Annotated in this window: 16 protein-coding genes; all 16 read left to right on the top strand. The window is 56.2% G+C overall.

Annotation, left to right across the window (positions count from 1 at the left end; all coding sequences use genetic code 11):
- The first annotated feature begins 105 nt into the window (after positions 1-105).
- The 16 genes from WMW72_RS03935 (at position 106) to glnA (ending at position 17,818) form a co-directional block, all read left to right on the top strand.
- Entirely contained in the window at positions 106-1,569 is a 1,464-nt protein-coding gene (locus tag WMW72_RS03935) for a S41 family peptidase (protein WP_341414120.1), read from the top strand.
- Between the two features lie 81 nt (positions 1,570-1,650).
- Positions 1,651-3,744, top strand: a complete 2,094-nt coding sequence (gene mutL, locus WMW72_RS03930) for a DNA mismatch repair endonuclease MutL (protein WP_341414119.1) — start codon at positions 1,651-1,653, stop codon at positions 3,742-3,744.
- A 2-nt stretch (positions 3,745-3,746) separates the two neighbouring features.
- Positions 3,747-4,523, top strand: coding sequence for a class I SAM-dependent methyltransferase (locus WMW72_RS03925; protein WP_341414118.1), 777 nt, complete (start codon positions 3,747-3,749; stop codon positions 4,521-4,523).
- Positions 4,514-5,479 (top strand): tRNA (adenosine(37)-N6)-dimethylallyltransferase MiaA, encoded by a 966-nt coding sequence (gene miaA / locus WMW72_RS03920; protein ID WP_341414117.1) that lies wholly within the window; start codon positions 4,514-4,516, stop codon positions 5,477-5,479. The genes WMW72_RS03925 and miaA overlap by 10 nt, the downstream gene beginning before the upstream one ends.
- 22 nt (positions 5,480-5,501) lie before the next feature.
- The gene (gene hfq, locus WMW72_RS03915; RefSeq protein WP_341414116.1) at positions 5,502-5,744 is read left to right on the top strand and encodes an RNA chaperone Hfq; all 243 of its coding nucleotides are present in this window, start codon (positions 5,502-5,504) and stop codon (positions 5,742-5,744) included.
- Between the two features lie 158 nt (positions 5,745-5,902).
- Positions 5,903-8,845, top strand: coding sequence for a transglycosylase domain-containing protein (locus WMW72_RS03910; protein WP_341414115.1), 2,943 nt, complete (start codon positions 5,903-5,905; stop codon positions 8,843-8,845).
- Positions 8,846-8,964: 119 nt separating this feature from the next.
- On the top strand, positions 8,965-9,663 hold the full coding sequence (locus WMW72_RS03905) for a peptidylprolyl isomerase (RefSeq protein WP_341414114.1): 699 nt from the start codon (positions 8,965-8,967) through the stop codon (positions 9,661-9,663).
- A gap of 116 nt (positions 9,664-9,779) precedes the next feature.
- Positions 9,780-10,457, top strand: coding sequence for an alpha/beta hydrolase (locus WMW72_RS03900; protein ID WP_341414113.1), 678 nt, complete (start codon positions 9,780-9,782; stop codon positions 10,455-10,457).
- A gap of 17 nt (positions 10,458-10,474) precedes the next feature.
- The gene (locus tag WMW72_RS03895) at positions 10,475-11,131 is read left to right on the top strand and encodes a YdcF family protein (RefSeq protein ID WP_341414112.1); all 657 of its coding nucleotides are present in this window, start codon (positions 10,475-10,477) and stop codon (positions 11,129-11,131) included.
- 74 nt (positions 11,132-11,205) lie between these two features.
- Positions 11,206-11,394, top strand: coding sequence for a twin-arginine translocase TatA/TatE family subunit (gene tatA, locus WMW72_RS03890; protein ID WP_341414111.1), 189 nt, complete (start codon positions 11,206-11,208; stop codon positions 11,392-11,394).
- Positions 11,395-11,544: 150 nt separating this feature from the next.
- Positions 11,545-12,210, top strand: coding sequence for an HAD family hydrolase (locus tag WMW72_RS03885; protein WP_341414110.1), 666 nt, complete (start codon positions 11,545-11,547; stop codon positions 12,208-12,210).
- Between the two features lie 98 nt (positions 12,211-12,308).
- Positions 12,309-13,304 carry an AAA family ATPase gene (locus WMW72_RS03880; protein ID WP_341414109.1) on the top strand — a complete coding sequence of 332 codons (996 nt, stop codon included), beginning with the start codon at positions 12,309-12,311 and terminating at the stop codon, positions 13,302-13,304.
- On the top strand, positions 13,301-14,635 hold the full coding sequence (gene hflX, locus WMW72_RS03875) for a GTPase HflX (protein ID WP_341414108.1): 1,335 nt from the start codon (positions 13,301-13,303) through the stop codon (positions 14,633-14,635). Before WMW72_RS03880 ends, hflX begins: the two co-directional genes overlap by 4 nt.
- Entirely contained in the window at positions 14,628-15,875 is a 1,248-nt protein-coding gene (locus WMW72_RS03870; protein ID WP_341414107.1) for a methionine gamma-lyase family protein, read from the top strand. Before hflX ends, WMW72_RS03870 begins: the two co-directional genes overlap by 8 nt.
- A 99-nt stretch (positions 15,876-15,974) precedes the next feature.
- Complete coding sequence (locus WMW72_RS03865; protein ID WP_341414106.1) at positions 15,975-16,388, top strand: MerR family transcriptional regulator; 414 nt, start codon at positions 15,975-15,977, stop codon at positions 16,386-16,388.
- A 92-nt stretch (positions 16,389-16,480) separates the two neighbouring features.
- The gene (glnA, locus tag WMW72_RS03860) at positions 16,481-17,818 is read left to right on the top strand and encodes a type I glutamate--ammonia ligase (protein ID WP_341414105.1); all 1,338 of its coding nucleotides are present in this window, start codon (positions 16,481-16,483) and stop codon (positions 17,816-17,818) included.
- The last annotated feature ends 74 nt before the right edge of the window (positions 17,819-17,892 follow it).

Raw genomic sequence — 17,892 nt, 5'->3', positions numbered from 1 at the left:
CGGAAACCGCTCATAAGCCTGGGAATTGGCAAGCCAAGACTTCCAGCTTGTGCTTGAGACCTGCTTGCCCGGCAGCACTATCTATCAGAGAAGAGGACTTATTCGATGAATTCTACACGTAAACGTAAAATGTGGCGCCAAACCGCAGCCGCCGTTCTTTCCTTAAGCCTCATCCTGCCTGCAGCTCTGCCGGTCTCTGCGGCCACGCTTACGATCGGAGGCAATCCGATCGACCGTGCCAAGGAAGTGCTGGAGAAGCTGGAACGCAATCACGTGAGCGCACCGGACGCGCAGAAGCTGTCTGATGTGGCGATCCAGGCGGTGATTAAATCGCTCGGCGATCCGTATACCCAATATTTCACACCGGAACAGCTGGATGAATTCGAGAATTCCTTAGCCAACCGCTATGTCGGTATCGGCGTAAGAGTAAGCCAGCAGCCTGATGGCGTCTATGTATCTCAAGTCTTCGACGGCCCGGCTCAGAAGGCTGGGATTAAGGTCGGAGATGTCATCGTGAAAGCGGGGGATGAGACCGTGATCGGGCTTCCTCTGGGAGAAGCGACAGCCAAGATCATGGGCGAGCCGGGAACGGAGGTCAAGCTGCAGCTCCTGCGCGATGGCGAATCGCTGGACTTAACCGTGAAGCGCGCGCAGATCCAAGTGCCGGTCGTCACCGGTCAGAAGTTCGATGGAAACATCGCCTATCTGCGCGTAACCAGCTTCTCTGCGGATGCGGCTGAGCAAGTGGCGACTATGTTGGACTTCTTCAAGTCTCAGGGCGAGATCAAAAGTCTGATCGTAGACTTGAGAGATAATCCTGGAGGCCTGCTGGATGCAGCTAAGGAGATGGCGCGTCTGTTCGTGAAGGAAGGGACGCTGATTCATACGAAAAACCGTACCGGACAGGATGAGCCGGTCACGTTCACCGGCGGTCAGACGCAGCCGTTCCCAGTTCATATTCTGGTGAATGGAGGCAGCGCCAGCGCCTCCGAGGTGCTGACGGGCGCTCTTCAGGATTACAAGGCGGCCAAGGCCATCGGCACGAAAACCTACGGCAAGGGAAGCGTCCAGAACCTGATCCCACTAGACAACGGGGGAGCGCTCAAGGTGACGGTCGAGGAATACTTGACCCCTAATCAGCGTCAGGTGAACCGTGTCGGTCTGGAGCCGGATATCGCAGTAGAGGGCGGACAGGTGCCTGAACTGCTGACTGCTCTGCGCACGGCAGGACTTGCCACGATCTCGCTCGAGCTGAACCGGATTAACCTGACCGTAAACGGTCATGCTGTCGAGGACTCCTTCCGCGTCCTCCGCGAGGACGGACAGACCTATGTGCCCGCTCGCGTGCTCGCTGCCGTACTGGGGGCCAAGGTGGAGTGGAACGCGGATGCCGCGTCTGTTCAGCTTAGTTCCGCTGACGGCGCAGTAACTTATACACCGGATGGCGCCGGGGTTAAGCTGCAGGACGGCATCAGCTATGTCAGTCTGGCGCAGGCGGCAGAAGCCTTCAAGTCGTTGAGCTGGAGCGATGACGGCCGGCTGCTGAAGCTTAGCGGCTCTGCCAAGTAAGGAAGTCCTGTGCAGCCGCTGCGGGGCGACCATCCAAGACTCGAGTAGGTTCAGGAAATATTTGGATAAGGAGCGGCCGTTATGGGTAAAATTAATATCTTAGACGATCATGTCGCTAACCAGATTGCGGCGGGCGAGGTCGTGGAGCGTCCGTCATCCGTCGTCAAGGAATTGGTCGAAAATGCGGTGGATGCCGGTAGTACCCGGGTCGATGTGACGATTGAGGAGGGCGGGCTCGCGCTGATCCGCGTGACGGATAATGGCTCCGGGATGGAGCCTGAGGACGGTGAAACGGCCTTTCTCCGCCACGCGACCAGCAAGATCGCAACCGCTCATGACTTGTTTGCGATCCGGACGCTCGGCTTCCGGGGCGAGGCGCTGCCCAGTATTGCGGCGGTGGCGAAGGTCGAGCTGGTGACCTGCGCCAACACGACGGGTCTCGGTAGACGTATCGTGATCGAGGGGGGCTCGCTTGTCGATAAATCCGACAAGGCGTCCTCGCGCGGAACCGATATTTCGGTTCGAGAGCTGTTCTTCAATACGCCTGCCCGGCTTAAATACATGAAGACCATTCAAACAGAGCTGGGCCATGTTACGGATTATATGTACCGGCTTGCGCTGGCCCACCCGGGAATTGCCTTCACGCTGAAGCATAACGGCCACACGCTGCTGCAGACGCTCGGCAATGGGGACCTGGTCAATACGGTGGCGGCCATCTACGGGACGGCCGTTGCCCGTTCCATGCTGAAGCTGGAGGGTGAGTCGCTCGACTACCGGCTTACCGGCTATATTTCCAAGCCAGAGCTGACGCGGGCGAACCGCGGGGGGATTACGACGGTCATTAACGGCCGGTATATCAAGAATTATACGCTGGCGCTGGCGCTGCTGCAGGGCTACCATACTCTGCTTCCGATCAATCGGTTTCCTGTGGCGGTACTTCACCTGCAGATGGACCCTGGGCTGCTTGATGTGAATGTGCATCCTGCCAAGCTGGAAGCACGCTTCAGCAAGGAGCAGGAGCTGATGCAGTTTGTTGAGCGCGAGGCCAAGGCGGTGTTGTCCCGGCAGCGGCTGATCCCCGAGGCGGGACAGCAGCCTGCCCGCAAGCCGCGCGAAGCGCTCGTGCAGGAGCAGCTTGAGCTGTACCGTCCTTCAGGCTCACCGGATCCGGGGCCGCAGGCCGGGCCCGGTTCGGGGGCTGGTGATGGAGGCGAGGGCAGGCGGGCAGAGCAAGCCTACACGGCGTCGGCGCAGTCAGGCTGGACCCGCTCGGATGTTCCGGGGAGCATGACTCAACCGGCCCGCAGCGAATCGTCTACGGCATCTGTCCGGCTGGAAGGCCGGGGCAGTTCGGGGTCCTGGGAAGCTCCGGGAGCCGCAGGGACAGGGGCTGCCGAGCGAATTCGCCCGGCAGCAGGTCTTTATGGCGCGCAGGAGCCTTCAGCGCGTTCGGTGGCCGGGACCGGAGCCGGCACGAGGGCCGGCAGCAATCTGGACCTCCGCCAGTCGGCGAGGGAAACGGCCGCTGCCTCCGAAGCGCTGGCGCGTGCTCTGACCTCTCAAGGGGAAGCGGCACCGCCCCCGCTGCCAGCCTTTCCGAAGCTGCATCCGATCGGCCAGTTGCATGGGACCTATATTGTGGCGCAGAATGAAGAGGGGCTGTTCCTGATCGATCAGCACGCCGCACACGAGCGGATTAACTACGAGCATTATTACGAGATGTTCGGCAACCCGGCTGCGGCCAGTCAGGAGCTGCTGGTGCCGATCACACTGGAGTTTACGTCAGCGGAGGCCGGCAGATTGCAGGACAAGCTGCCTCAACTGGAGCAGGCCGGGGTGTACCTGGAGCCGTTCGGCGGCACGTCCTTCCTGGTGCGGGCTTATCCGCACTGGCTCCCCCAAGGCGAAGAGCAAAGTCTGATCGAAGAGATGATCGAATGGCTGCTCTCGGAGAAAAAACTTGTGGACCTCGGAAAGTTTCGCGAGAAGGCGGCTATTATGTGCTCCTGCAAGGCTTCGATCAAAGCCAATCAGAACATGGGGCTGCTCGAAATGGAAGTGCTGCTGGACCGTCTGGCTGCCTGTCGCAATCCGTATACCTGCCCCCATGGCAGGCCGATTGTCGTCAGCTTCTCGACCTATGAGCTGGAGAAAATGTTCAAGAGGGTGATGTAGTTTTGTTCGTCACAACCTCCTACGACCCGAACGGTGCACAGTTGGAGCAGGCACGCGTCTTGGCTGCGCAGTTCGGCGGACGCTGCCTGCAGCGGAGACAGATGACACTGGCCCAACTGCGCGAACGATTCGGCGACGAGGATTTATTAATTATTACCAAGGAGCGTCTGGAGTACCATCATGCCGGACGGCAGCCGCTGTTCTTTCACCCGAGCACAGCCAGTATCCGCGTGAAACGGCTGCTGAAGGGAGAGCATGACCCTGTGCTTGAGCTCTGCGGCATCTCGCCTGGGGACCGCGTCGTTGACTGTACGGCGGGTTTAGGGTCTGATGCTCTCGTCTTCTCTTACGCCGTCGGAGCGGAAGGAGCCGTGGTGGCGCTGGAGAGCGCGCCGGTCCCAGGCTTCCTGCTGACTCAGGGTACGAAGACCTATCATTCCGATGTCCCAGGACTCAATGAGGCGATGCGGAGAATCGATGTGCGGACTGTGGATCATCTCGAGTTTCTGCGGAAGCAGCCTGACGACAGCTTCGATATCGTGTACTTCGACCCGATGTTCCGCAAGCCGATTACGGAATCGGCGTCGATTCGGGCCATTCGCGGAATCGCTGACGATCGGGCTTTATCTGAGGAAGCGATACATGAGGCGAAGCGGGTAGCCGCACGTGCGGTGGTGTTGAAGGAGCACCGGGACAGCCAGGAATTCGAAAGGCTCGGGTTCACGGTGGAACGCCGTCCTTCGACAAAAATAGCTTATGGAGTGATACGATGTTCGTAGCAGGAGAGCCGTCAAGACCCAGGCTGCTGGTGCTCGTGGGTCCGACGGCTGTGGGCAAGACGAGGCTGAGCTTGACGCTGGCTCAGCAGTATAACGCGGAGATCATTTCCGGCGATTCCATGCAGGTGTACCGGGGTATGGACATCGGAACAGCTAAGGCGTCAAGCGAAGAGCTTTCGCTTGTCAAGCATCATCTGATTGATATTCATGATCCGAATGAACCGTTTTCCGTCGCGGAATTCCAAGAGCGCAGCGTACCCCTGATCCACGATCTCAACGAGCAGGGCAAGCTGCCTTTCATTGTCGGGGGGACGGGATTGTATATCGAGTCAGTATGTTATGATTTCCAGTTCAGCGAAACCGGATCGGATGAGCCCTTCCGCGAGGAGATGCAGCGGATCGCCGATCTGCAAGGCAACGAGGTGCTGCATGAACGGCTGCGTACGGTTGATCCCGGATCCGCAGACCGTCTGCATCCGAACGATGTACGCCGGGTGATTCGCGCGCTGGAAATTTACCACATGACGGGAGAGCGGATGTCCGAGCAGCTGCAGCGTCAGAATCGGACGACGCCCTACCGCTTGTGCATCGTCGGGTTGACAATGGATAGAGCAATACTATATAAACGTATTGAAGAACGTATTGATCTCATGCTGGAGCAGGGCCTGGTCGGGGAGGTCGGAAGGCTGCTGGAGCAGGGCGTGGATCCTTCCGCGCTTTCCATGCAGGGACTTGGCTACAAGGAAATCGTAGCTCACCTGGAGGGCCGTCTGACACTTGCGGAAGCAACCGATCTTTTGAAAAAAAATACCCGTCATTTCGCCAAAAGGCAGCTGTCCTGGTTCCGCCACATGAAGGATATCGATTGGGTGGACATGAGCGAAATGGGAGATTTTTCTACCCAGTTGCGTGCCGTTCATGGTATAATAGCAACTAAACTTAATCTGGACCGTTAACAATTACCGAGGGGGCCCATTCATGAACAAGTCGATTAACATTCAGGACACATTTTTAAACCAATTGCGCAAGGAGAGCATTCCGGTCACCGTTTATTTAACCAACGGGTTCCAGATTCGCGGAGTGATTCGGGCCTTCGATAATTTCACGATTATCATCGATAGCGAAGGGCGCCAGCAAATGGTTTACAAGCACGCGATATCGACTTTCACGCCGCAACGGGCCGTATCGTTGATGCAGCAGCAAGAGAACGCCGGCGAATAAGTCATTTATCAGGGAAGCATCAGCAACATTTTGCAAACAGATCGCGTCTATTTTCATAGAACCCACGAAGAGCAACCCGTGCTGGGTTGCTCTTCGTTTGAGTTGACAAGGCATGAGGTTCATTTCCAGTCAAACAGATACAGAAAGGGAGACGGGGCATGACGGGACCAGGCAAGCAGACACCAGGCCAAGCGCCGAAGAAAAAAGCTTCAACGTCCACCTCCAAAGGCGGGAGCGGAGGCAAGAAAAAGAAGAAAAAAACAAGCATCGGCAAGGTATTGCTGGCTTTGTTTATGACAGGCGGCCTGGCGGCTTTATGTGCGATGGGCGTCTATATCTTCGTTATCGTGAACGGGGAAAATATTTACAACGCGAATATCAATAAGCTTGATTTCAGCGAGGCGTCGCTCATCTTTGATATTAATGGGGATGAAATCGGCAACCTTAAGGTCGAGAACCGGGAAAACGTAGATCAGAAGGATATTCCGGATTTGGTCAAAAACGCATTTATCGCCACCGAGGATAAGCGGTTCAAGGAGCATACGGGTGTGGACCTCCTAGGCATCGGGCGCGCGCTGGTGAAGGACGTCGTGGCCCGGAGCATGGTGGAGGGCGGGAGCACAATTACGCAACAGTTGGCCAAGAACGTCTTCCTCAGCTCGGACAAAACGTTCTTCCGTAAGGGAACGGAGATGGCCATCGCGATGGCGCTGGAGAAATATAACTCCAAGGATAAGATATTGGAGTATTATCTGAACCGCATTTATTTCGGGAATCGAGTGTACGGGATTAAGGCGGCTTCTAAGGCCTACTTCAATCAGGGAGACCTGAAACAGCTGGATATTTGGCAGGTTGCCACGTTGGCTGCGATGCCGAAGGGGCCTAATACGTACAATCCGATCAATAACCCCGAGAAGTCCAAGGAACGGCGTGCGGTCGTGCTACGCCTGATGGCCGATCAAGGCTATATTACGGAACAACAGAGAGCAGAGGCGGCCGAGAAGGAATACAGTCCTCCGAATACAGGGTCACAGGAGCAGTATCAAACTTACATCGACTATGTGCTGCGGGAAGCGCAGGAAATGCATGGTCTGGACGAGGATGCGCTGCTGCGTGGCGGGTACAAGATTTACACCAATCTCGATCCGAATGCCCAATCGATCATGCAACAAACGTATGCGAATCCTAAGTTTTTCCAGAAGGATGGGCCTTCGCAGAAGATGCAGAGCAGCATGGTTATCGTGAATAACAAGGACGGCGGCATCGTGGCGATGATCGGCGGGCGCGATTACCAGATCCGGGGACTGAACCGTGCCGTGATGCAGCCGAGGCAGCCTGGCTCATCCTTCAAGCCGCTGATCTCCTATGCGCCGGCTCTCGAGTTGGGGAAATATACGCCGTATTCCCGACTCAAGGATGAGAAGCGTTCCTTCAACGGGTATTCCCCTAGCAACTGGGACGGGGTGTACCGGGGCGAAGTGACGATGATCGATGCGATTAAGCGGTCGGCTAATATTCCTGCTGTTGAGGTGTTAAACGATATTGGGATTACGAAGGCAAAGTCTTATGCTAGTAAGCTAGGGATTCCATTCGATACCAAAGACAATAACCTGGCGATTGCACTGGGTGGCATGACCACCGGCGTCACAACGCTGCAGATGGCTCAAGCTTACGCTGCGTTCCCGAACAACGGAACGATGGTGAAGGCGCATGCGATCAATAAGATCACCGATGATAGTGGTGTTCGGGTAGAGGTGAAGCCGGAGAAGGTCAATGTGTGGAGCCCCAAGACAGCATGGAACATGACTCAGATGCTGCAAACGGTGCTGGAGCCGGGCGGAACGGGAACGGCAGCCAAGTTCGAGCGGCCGGTGGCGGGCAAGACGGGTTCGACGCAGCTTGAGCTGAAGGGCCTCGAGAAGTACAACCGGGATCTATGGTTTGTCGGCTACACGCCGGAGTGGACGGCTGCCGTCTGGATGGGCTTTGATAAGACGGATGCCAAGCATTATGTATCGATGAGCAGCGGCGCTCCAGCCGCGATATTCAAGGAAGTGATGCAGAAGGCGCTGGCCAAGAAGCCGATGACGAGCTTCGTCAAGCCGGATGGCGTCCAGGATCTCAAGGAGCCGCCGAAGACGGTCAGCGACCTAACGGGTGAATATGCAGCCGCTGAGCATAAGGTGAAGCTCAGCTGGACCGCAGTCGGTGAAGGGACCACCTATCAGGTATTCCGCAAGGACAGTAAATCTCAGGACTTCCCGTCTGAACCGCTCATCTCGACGGCGGCCACCCAGGTCGAAGACCGTAGCGCCATTACGCCGGACACGTATTCGTATGTCGTGGTGCCGGTGAATACGGAAACCAATGTGACAGGAGCGCGCTCTAATGTCGTCAGCGTGACAGTGGGAGATTCCGTTAATCCAGGCGGGCCGGGTGTGCCAGGTAGCGAGAACGGAACTATGGGCCCGGGTGTGCCGGGCGGACAGCATCCAGGAAACGGGCAGCCGGGCAATGGCGGTCAGGTGCCTGAAGGCGGCAATGGGAACGGGCCGGGCAACGGTCATGGTGTAGGAAATGGAAATGGAAATGGCGCAGGCAATGGTCATGGAACCGGTACAGGAAATGGAGCGGGTAGCGGGAACGGAGTGGGCACAGGAAACGGTGCTGGCAACGGGAACGGAACTGGAACCGGCAATGGTGCCGGTAGCGGGAACGGAACGGGCACAGGAAATGGTGCGGGCAGCGGGAACGGAGCGGGCACAGGAAATGGCGCAGGCAGCGGGAACGGAGCTGGAACCGGGAATGGCGCCGGCAGCGGGAACGGAGTGGGCACAGGAAATGGTGCTGGCACCGGGAACGAAGCGGGCGCAGGCACTGGTGGTGCAGGTGGCGGGAACGGAGCAGGCACTGGCACTGGTGCAGGCAGCGGGAACGGAGCAGGCACTGGCACTGGTGCAGGCAGCGGGAACGGAGCAGGCACCGGTGCAAGCAGCGGGAATGGAGCGGGCGCAGGGAATGGCTCAGGCACCAATAACCCAGTCTCCAACTCTCCCGCCGACGTTCAGCAGCCTACCGGGAATCAGATCCAGCCCAGATAATTCACCACTTGGACGAAGCAGTGCCCATGCCGTTGGCAGCTGATTTTATTCTGAGAGGCAACTGTAGTATAATCTTGCCAAAAGCAACCAACATGATGTAGATGGAGATGAAGACAACGATGAAAAGTAAACTCGTCCGAACCACTGTAGGACTCGCACTATCTTCCCTGCTGCTTGCCGGCATGCTGGCAGGCTGCGGCTCCAAGCCAGCTCCTGCGGATTCAGCCAATGCCAGTGCAGGTAAAGGCGCGCCGACGCAAGGAGGTCAGACGGAGCAAGGGAAGACCAAGAGCTGGTCCTCTCCTCCGCCGATGACCATTGATGCTGCCAAAACCTATAAGGCGGCCGTTACGACATCCCAAGGGACGTTCACGATCGAATTGTACCCGAAGGAAGCTCCGAAGACGGTTAATAACTTTGTGTTCTTAGCCAAGGAAGGCTTCTATAACGATGTAACCTTCCACCGGATCATCCAATCGTTCATGATTCAGACGGGAGATCCCAAAGGCAATGGTACGGGCGGTCCCGGCTACAAGTTCGAGGATGAGCTCAAAACGACGCGCAAGTACGAGCCGGGCACAGTCGCGATGGCGAACAGCGGTCCGAATACGAACGGCAGCCAATTCTTTATTTGTACGGGAGAAGACAGCAAGAACCTGAACAAAACCCCGAACTACACCATCTTCGGCAAGGTGACGGAGGGCATGGACACGATTCAGAAAATCGCCGCGACGCCGGTTGAGGCTGGTGCCGAGAAAGTGCCGAGCAAGCCGAAGGAAAAGATCGTGATCCAATCCATCACGATTACGGAAAAGTAAGCAATCAGGAAAGCAGCGTGAGTTTTGTCGCGCTGCTTTCAGCTATTTCATGAACATTGCCCGAGTGGAACGAATCCATAGGATGCATCGTCTATTGGAAAGGAGAGGACGGGATTGTGAAGCAACGGGGCATCTTGCTGCTGCATGGCTTTACAGGCGGTCCATTTGAAGTCGAGCCTTTGGCGGAATATTTGCGCAGTCAGGGGTATGAATGCCGGGTACCGCTGCTCCCGGGCCATGACCCGGAGCTGCTGGGCCTAGGCCGTGTAAGCTGGAGAGAATGGCTGGATGCGGCGGCAGGCGAAGCTTATGAGATGAGCAGACTCTTTGACACGATTGATGTCATAGGCTTCTCGATGGGTGGCCTTCTGTCCGCATATGTGGCTAACCGGCTGCCGGTCCGGCGGCTCGTGATGCTGAATGCGGCAGCTATTTATTTCAGTCCGATGCGTCTTATCCGTGATCTTGCGGAGCGGGTGCGGGTGAAGGATTGGGAGCATTGGGGCCGTATCAAGCGAGTTCCGCTGCCTGCGGCTCTTCAATTTATGAAGCTGGCGCAGTATGCAAGGAAGCAGGAGCTGGGCAGAGTGGATGTACCGACTCTGATTGCCCAGGGGCAGCGGGATCAGATTGTTCATCCCCGCAGCGCGCGCTACATATATAATCGGCTGCAAGGGGACAAGGAGCTCGTTTACTTCCCAAGGTCCCGGCACATGCTGTGCTTTGAGCCTGACGCGCCGGAATTATTCCAGACAGTGGGTCGCTTCCTCTCTGAAACCGAACCTTTTCGATAGGAGACAGGAGCAGTATCATGAAAACTAAGGGAAGCGGCCGGCGCTATAGCTTGGCGGGACGGACTTGGCGATGGGTGGCTCTGGCGATTCTGCTGCCGGCTTTCTGGGTGGGCATGATACAGTGGAGAATGGCGACCCTCCCTGATCAGGCTCATTCGCCTGTTGATGTCGGTATCGTGCTGGGTGCTGCACTGTGGCAGACGGAGCCAAGTCCGGCTTTGAAGGAGAGGCTGAACAAGGCGGTCGAGCTGTACCGGTCCGGCATTCTCACCCGAATCATCGTTAGCGGGGGGTATGACCACGAAGACTCGGTGCTGTCGGAGGCCGAGGGGATGCGCAATTACTTGGTGGAGCGCGGCATTCCTGCCGGACAGATCGAGCTGGAGCAGCGCTCGCGCAATACCTACCAGAATCTGAAGTTCAGTCAGGCGATCATGCAGCAGAAAGGCTGGACCACGGCGGCTATCATCACGCACCGGTATCATGCGGTGCGCGCCTTGGATATCGCCCGGTATCTCGGCTATAGCCATCCAGTAGCAGCGCCCATGGACTCCAACGTGCTGGTGATGTCATGGCACCGAAGCCGGGAAACGCTCGCTATGATCAAGTGGGAGTGGGACAAGCTGCAGCTTGCGCTCGGACGCGAACTGTTGGATGAAGAAACGCTCTCATGATGTCCGCCTGTCATTTGCGTTAATTTGTGGTATAATGCATACAAAGACGTACTTCCAGAAAAGGGGTGAGCTTAATGCCATTTAACATAGGAATCGGTGGACTGCTACTTATTCTGGTCGTCGTGCTGCTGCTGTTCGGTCCATCCAAGCTTCCGGAGCTAGGTCGCGCTGTCGGCCGCACGCTGTCGGAGTTCAAGGAATCTACCCGTGGTTTGACGTCGGGGGACAAAGAGGAAGAGAAGAAGGACGAGAAGCGCTCGTAGAATGGAGCTTCGGACTGCCGATGCCTACGGGGATGACTCGTAGCGATTGGACAAGGCTGCAGAGCATTGGCGTTAGGCCGGTGCCCCCTGCAGCTTTTTTCATGGGAAGATTCGGACGCAGGGGAATTTACAATACCGGGAGGGATGGATTTGATTCGCGCTGTTGTCTTTGATTTTGACGGATTGATTCTGGATACGGAATCCGCGGAGTTTGAATCTTTTCAAGCGATGTACCGCGAGCATGGCCGTGAGCTGACGCTGGACGTATGGGGCTCCTGCATCGGTACGGCGCCGGGTGTGTTCGATCCATATACGGACCTGGAGCAAAGGCTGGGCCGTGCCTATGACCGGGAGGCGGCTAGGCTGAAGCGCAGAAGCCATTATGAAGAAAGAATGGCTCAAGCAGAGATCCGTCCTGGTGTCCGGGCGTATCTGGAGACGGCAAAGCGTCTCGGCCTGCGGGTCGGTCTGGCTTCCAGTTCCACACGTTCCTGGGTGCACGGCTATCTGGACAAATACGGCCTGCTGTCCGAGTTCGAGGAAATTCGCACCCGCGATGACGTCACTCAGGTCAAGCCGGAGCCGGAATTGTATCTGAAGACACTCGAAGCGCTTGGCGTCAAGCCGGATGAAGCGATTGCGTTTGAGGATTCCCCCAATGGGGCGCTGGCTGCTATGCGCGCGGGCATGCACTGCGTCATCGTGCCTAATGCGGTCACGGGGCTCCTGACCTTCGGCGAGCATCATCTTCGCTTGGGGTCGATGGAGGAGTTGTCCCTGGAGCAGGTGCTGGCGGCGCTGCAGGGCGACTTTTGAAAAAAAGCTGAACGAAGGATACAATAGACAAAGAAAACAGACACAATCCGCTCAGCTTGCGCGTATACATTAACACCAAAGAAGAGGTGATGTGACGCATGAGTGGACGTGTACAGCCATCGGATCAGATTCAGATTACGAAGAACGCACGGCAGATCAATGTCGTGCTGCGCAGTCCGGAACCCGCGGCAGCTCTGGCTGCCGACCCGGAAAGTCTGTTTCATGGCAAGCCGCTCTCCCACCAGGGGCATTTTGGCGAGATTATGAAGGACCTGGACCGCATGGTCGGCCTCGATCATGTGAAGGAGCTTGTCTTCGAAATCTACGCGCTGCTGCGTATTGCGGGTCTTCGCGCTGAGGTGGGATTGACTGCCGGACACCAGGTTTACCATATGGTTTTCAAGGGCAATCCTGGTACGGGGAAAACCTCGGTCGCCCGGATTGTGGCGAAGCTGTTCCAGACGATGGGCGTGCTGACCAAGGGTCATCTGATCGAGGTGGAGAGAGCCGACCTGGTTGGGGAATATATCGGGCATACGGCGCTCAAGACGCGTGAGCTGGTGAAGAAGGCGATTGGCGGCATTTTATTTATCGATGAAGCGTATAGTTTGGCCCGCGGCGGGGAAAAAGATTTCGGTAAAGAAGCCATCGACACACTGGTAAAAGCAATGGAGGATCACAAGAATCAGTTCATCCTGATCTTGGCGGGTTACTCGGATGAGATGGATCAGTTCCTACAGACGAATCCTGGTCTTCCTTCACGGTTCCCGATTCAGCTGGATTTTCCTGACTATACGGTCGACCAGCTGATGCAAATTGCGGAGCTGATGGTGAAGGAGAGAGAGTACACGCTGGGTCCGACGACCGAACTCAAGATACGTCAGCAAATCATGAACGAAAAAAACCAACTGGAGATTGCGTTCAGCAACGCGCGGTTCGTGCGCAATCTGATCGAGAAGGCGATGCGCAATCATGCGGTTCGCTTGCTCAGCATGAATGGCGTGCAGCCGTCCCGGCAGGATCTGATGATGATCCGGCCCGAGGATGTGAAGCTGGACCGCAAGCCGGCAAAGGAGACCCCGAGATACATATGAAGCCATCTGTTCATGAAGTAACGCCGGATCAACAGGCACGGGCCGTGCTGGTTAGCCTGGTGACCCAGTCGCTCAAACGGGAGGAGAACTACGATCCCGATTATTCACTGGCTGAGCTCATTCGTCTTGCTGAAACGGCAGGGGTAGAAGTGCTAGGAACGCTCTCGCAGAACAAGGAGTATGCCGATTCCAAGTGGTTCATCGGCAAAGGTAAAGCCCAGGAATTGAAGGATGAGCTGGAGGCACTAGGCGCGAACACGGCGATCTTCGATCAGGAGCTGTCGGGTGCCCAGGTGCGGAATCTCGAGCAGTTTTTGGATGTCAAGATCATTGACCGCACCCAGCTTATTCTGGACATCTTCGCAGGCCGCGCCAAGACGCGCGAGGGCATCATTCAGGTGGAGCTGGCTCAGCTCAGCTACCTATTGCCGCGTCTGTCCGGGCAGGGCAAAAATTTATCCAGGCTGGGCGGCGGCATCGGGACCCGCGGACCGGGGGAAACGAAGCTGGAGACCGACCGCCGTCATATCCGCGATAGGATCAGCGAGCTGAAGCGGCAGCTGCAGGAGGTTGTGCGCCACCGGGTGCTGCACCGGGAACGCCGCAAGAAGACCGGCGTCTTTCAGGTAGCGCTGGTCGGCTATACGAATGCAGGGAAGTCCACGCTGCTGCGTCAGCTTACTCAGGCGGATGTCTATGTGGAGAATCAGTTGTTCGCTACGCTCGATCCGACCTCTCGCGCTCTTAAACTGCCCGGAGGCATGGAAATCGTATTGACGGATACCGTTGGTTTTATTCAGAATCTGCCGCATGATCTGGTCGCTGCCTTTCGTGCAACACTGGAAGAAGCCAATGAGGCGGACTTCATTCTGCATGTCGTGGACAGCTCTACGGAGATGATGGAAGTCCAGATGCATGTCGTTGACGAGGTACTGGAGGAACTGGGCGCACATGGCAAGGAGCGTCTTACGCTATTTAACAAAACGGACTTGCTGCCTCCCAAGCAACGCGAGATGCTGACCACGGAGGGGGAATTTCTGAGGATCTCGGCCTACAGCGAACAGGATCTGGGGCGTATTCTGGATGCGCTGGAAAGGCATCTGATGGGAGACAGCCGTACGTTCCGGATTCCGGCTGAGAAGGGCGATGTGATCTCGCTCGTCTACCGGGTGGGCGAAGTGCTGGAGAATGAAGTGGATGGCGGGGATATGCTGTTTAAGGTTAGGGTTAATAACAAGGAATATGACAAACTAGGTTACTTGCTAGCTGCGTATGATTCTGCGCAGCTTATACATGGGGAGAACGAGGGAGAGACGTCAGAGTATGTTTAACGAGCAGGTGCTGGCCCAGATGGAACGGGCTGAGCAGGTCATTGATGGGAAGTTGAAAGACATCGACCGGACAGTCGACCGCAATCAATGGAAGGTTATCCGGGCGTTTCAGAAGCATAAGGTTAGCGACTATCACTTTGCCGGTTCTACCGGCTATGGCTATAATGACCGCGGGCGCGAGGTCCTAGACCTCGTCTACGCGGATGTATTCGGGGCGGAGGCGGCGCTCGTGCGTCCGCATTTCGTCTCGGGAACGCATACGATCGGCACAGCCTTGTTCGGCGTATTGCGTCCTGGCGACGGGCTGCTGATGATTACCGGAAGGCCTTACGATACGCTGCACAAGGTGATTGGCAAGCCGGGAGACGGACAAGGGTCACTGCAGGATTGGGGCATCCGGTATGGCGAGGTAGATCTATCGGAGGACGGCTCTCCGGATTGGCAGGCTATCGCGGAACGCATTACGCCGGAGACAAAAGTTATCGGCATTCAGCGCTCGCGCGGCTATTCGTGGCGGGCTTCTTTCACGGTGGAGCAGATTGGGGAGATGGTTCGCTTCGTCAAGGAGATCAAATCCGACCTGATTGTGTTCGTCGATAACTGCTACGGGGAGTTTACCGAGCTGACGGAGCCGACAGAGGCGGGGGCCGATCTGATCGCGGGGTCGCTGATTAAGAATCCCGGCGGAGGATTGGCTTCCACCGGCGGATATATTGCGGGGAAGAAGGAGCTTGTCGAGCTGGCTTCCTATCGCCTTACGGCGCCGGGTATCGGCGGCGAAGTCGGAGCTATGCTGGGGACGCTGCGCGCTATGTTTCAAGGGCTGTTCCTCGCTCCAACTCTCGTTGGACAAGCCGTTAAGGGCTCGGTTTTTGCTGCGGCGCTATTCGAGGAGCTGGGATTCGTCACTCATCCGAAGTGGAATGATCCGCGGACGGACTTGATTCAGGCGATCCGATTTACCGGACCCGAGCATCTGATCGCGTTCGTGCAGGGTATCCAGCAAGCGGCTGCCGTCGATTCGCATGTCGTACCCGAGCCATGGGATATGCCAGGCTATGAGCATCCCGTCATTATGGCGGCCGGCACGTTTATTCAGGGGGGCAGCCTAGAGCTGTCAGCGGATGCGCCTATCCGCGAGCCATACATCGCCTACATGCAGGGGGGGTTAACCTATGCCCATTGCAAGCTTGGCGTATTGACGGCACTGCAGAATATGAAGGACCGTAATTTGCTGTAATCTTAGCTTACATATTTCACGAACCTAACACAACTTGACACTTTTTCGGTTCAAGGCTACAATAAGAGTAAGGTTTTTCCTGTGTTAGGGGTGAAAGTCATGGGTGATGATATCCGCAGAAATATGGCCCTTTTTCCAATCGGTATCGTGATGAAGCTGACAGATTTGACGGCCAGACAAATCCGATATTACGAGCAGCATGAGTTGGTCATACCGGCAAGAACAGGCGGCAACCAGCGTCTGTACTCATTCAACGATGTGGAGCGGCTGCTTGAGATCAAGGATTTGATCGAGAAGGGCGTGAATATCGCCGGAATCAAGCAAGTGCTGCTGCCGGTCGACAAGGATTCGGAGGACGCTACGGTCGTCAGCGAGCAGTCTGAGGTCAAGCGCCGCGAGCTTACGGATTCCCAGCTTCATAAGATGCTCAAGCAGCAGCTGATAGGCGGGGGCAAACGTCCGAATTCCGTATCGCTGATACAAGGCGAGCTGTCCCGGTTTTTCAGGAAATAAAGCTGGACGAGAGTTGGACTGGCGCCGCCTGCAAGGGCGGCATCGGAACGGCTTTGGATGCCATGTACGTATTTTAAGGAGGAGAATTCACAGTGACAGATAAAAACTACACCAAGGAAGACATTCTACGCATTGCCAAGGAACAGAACGTTCGCTTCATTCGGCTGCAATTTACGGATCTTCTGGGTACGATCAAGAATGTAGAAATTCCGGTAAGTCAGCTTGAGAAAGCATTGGACAATAAAATGATGTTTGACGGTTCCTCCATCGAAGGTTATGTCCGCATCGAGGAATCCGATATGTACTTATATCCCGATTTATCTACTTGGGTCATCTTTCCGTGGGTTACAGAAGATCGCGTAGCCCGACTGATCTGCGATATCTATCTGCCTGACGGGCGTCCGTTCCCGGGCGATCCGCGCGGAATTCTCAAAAATGCGCTGAAGGAAGCCGAGGAAATGGGCTATACGGCGATGAATGTCGGTCCTGAGCCGGAATTCTTCCTGTTCAAGACGGACGAGAAGGGCAATCCTACGCTAGAGCTGAACGACCAAGGCGGTTACTTCGACCTGGCTCCTACGGATCTCGGGGAGAACTGTCGTCGTGAAATCGTACTGACGCTCGAAGAAATGGGCTTCGAAATCGAAGCGTCCCACCACGAAGTGGCTCCTGGCCAGCATGAGATCGACTTCAAGTATGCGGATGCGATCAAGGCTGCCGACCAAATTCAAACCTTCAAGCTCGTGGTGAAGACGGTTGCCCGTCAGCATGGACTTCATGCGACGTTCATGCCTAAGCCGCTGTTCGGTGTCAACGGCTCCGGGATGCATGCCCACCAATCGTTATTCCGCGGCAACGAGAACGCCTTCTATGAAGAAAACGACAAGCTCGGCCTGAGCGTAACCGCTCGTCAATATATGGCCGGAATCCTGCGCCATGCTCGTGCATTCGCAGCGATTACGAATCCGACGGTTAACTCGTACAAGCGTCTGGTACCAGGTTATGAAGCGCCTTGCTACGTGGCATGGTCTGCTAGCAACCGCAGCCCGATGATCCGTATCCCGGCTTCCCGCGGCCTCAGCACACGCGTAGAAGTCCGTAACCCGGATCCTGCGGCTAATCCTTACCTGGCCCTGGCTGTAATGCTCAAAGCAGGTCTGGACGGTATTAAGAACAAAATGCAGCTGCCGCCTCCAACGGACCGTAACATCTATGTGATGTCCGAAGAAGAGCGCGAAGAGCAAGGCATCCCTAGCTTGCCTGTGAACCTGAAGCAAGCGCTCGAGGAGCTGCTTCGCGACGATGTCATCTGCGACGCTCTGGGCGATCATGCGTTGGCACATTTCGTGGAACTGAAAGAGATCGAGTGGGATATCTATCGTACGCAAGTTCACGCCTGGGAGCGTGAGCAGTATTTGACCCTGTATTAAAAGGTAAAATAGCAGTAGTATCAAGGATTTGAGGGTTTTGGTATACGGGGGCATTATAGATTTTGTAAGCTCTA

The sequence above is a fragment of the Paenibacillus filicis genome (genome assembly GCF_038070315.1).
GTDB classification, from domain to species: Bacteria; Bacillota; Bacilli; order Paenibacillales; family NBRC-103111; genus Paenibacillus_G; species Paenibacillus_G filicis.
This window is presented reverse-complemented; position numbering and strand designations above follow the sequence as displayed.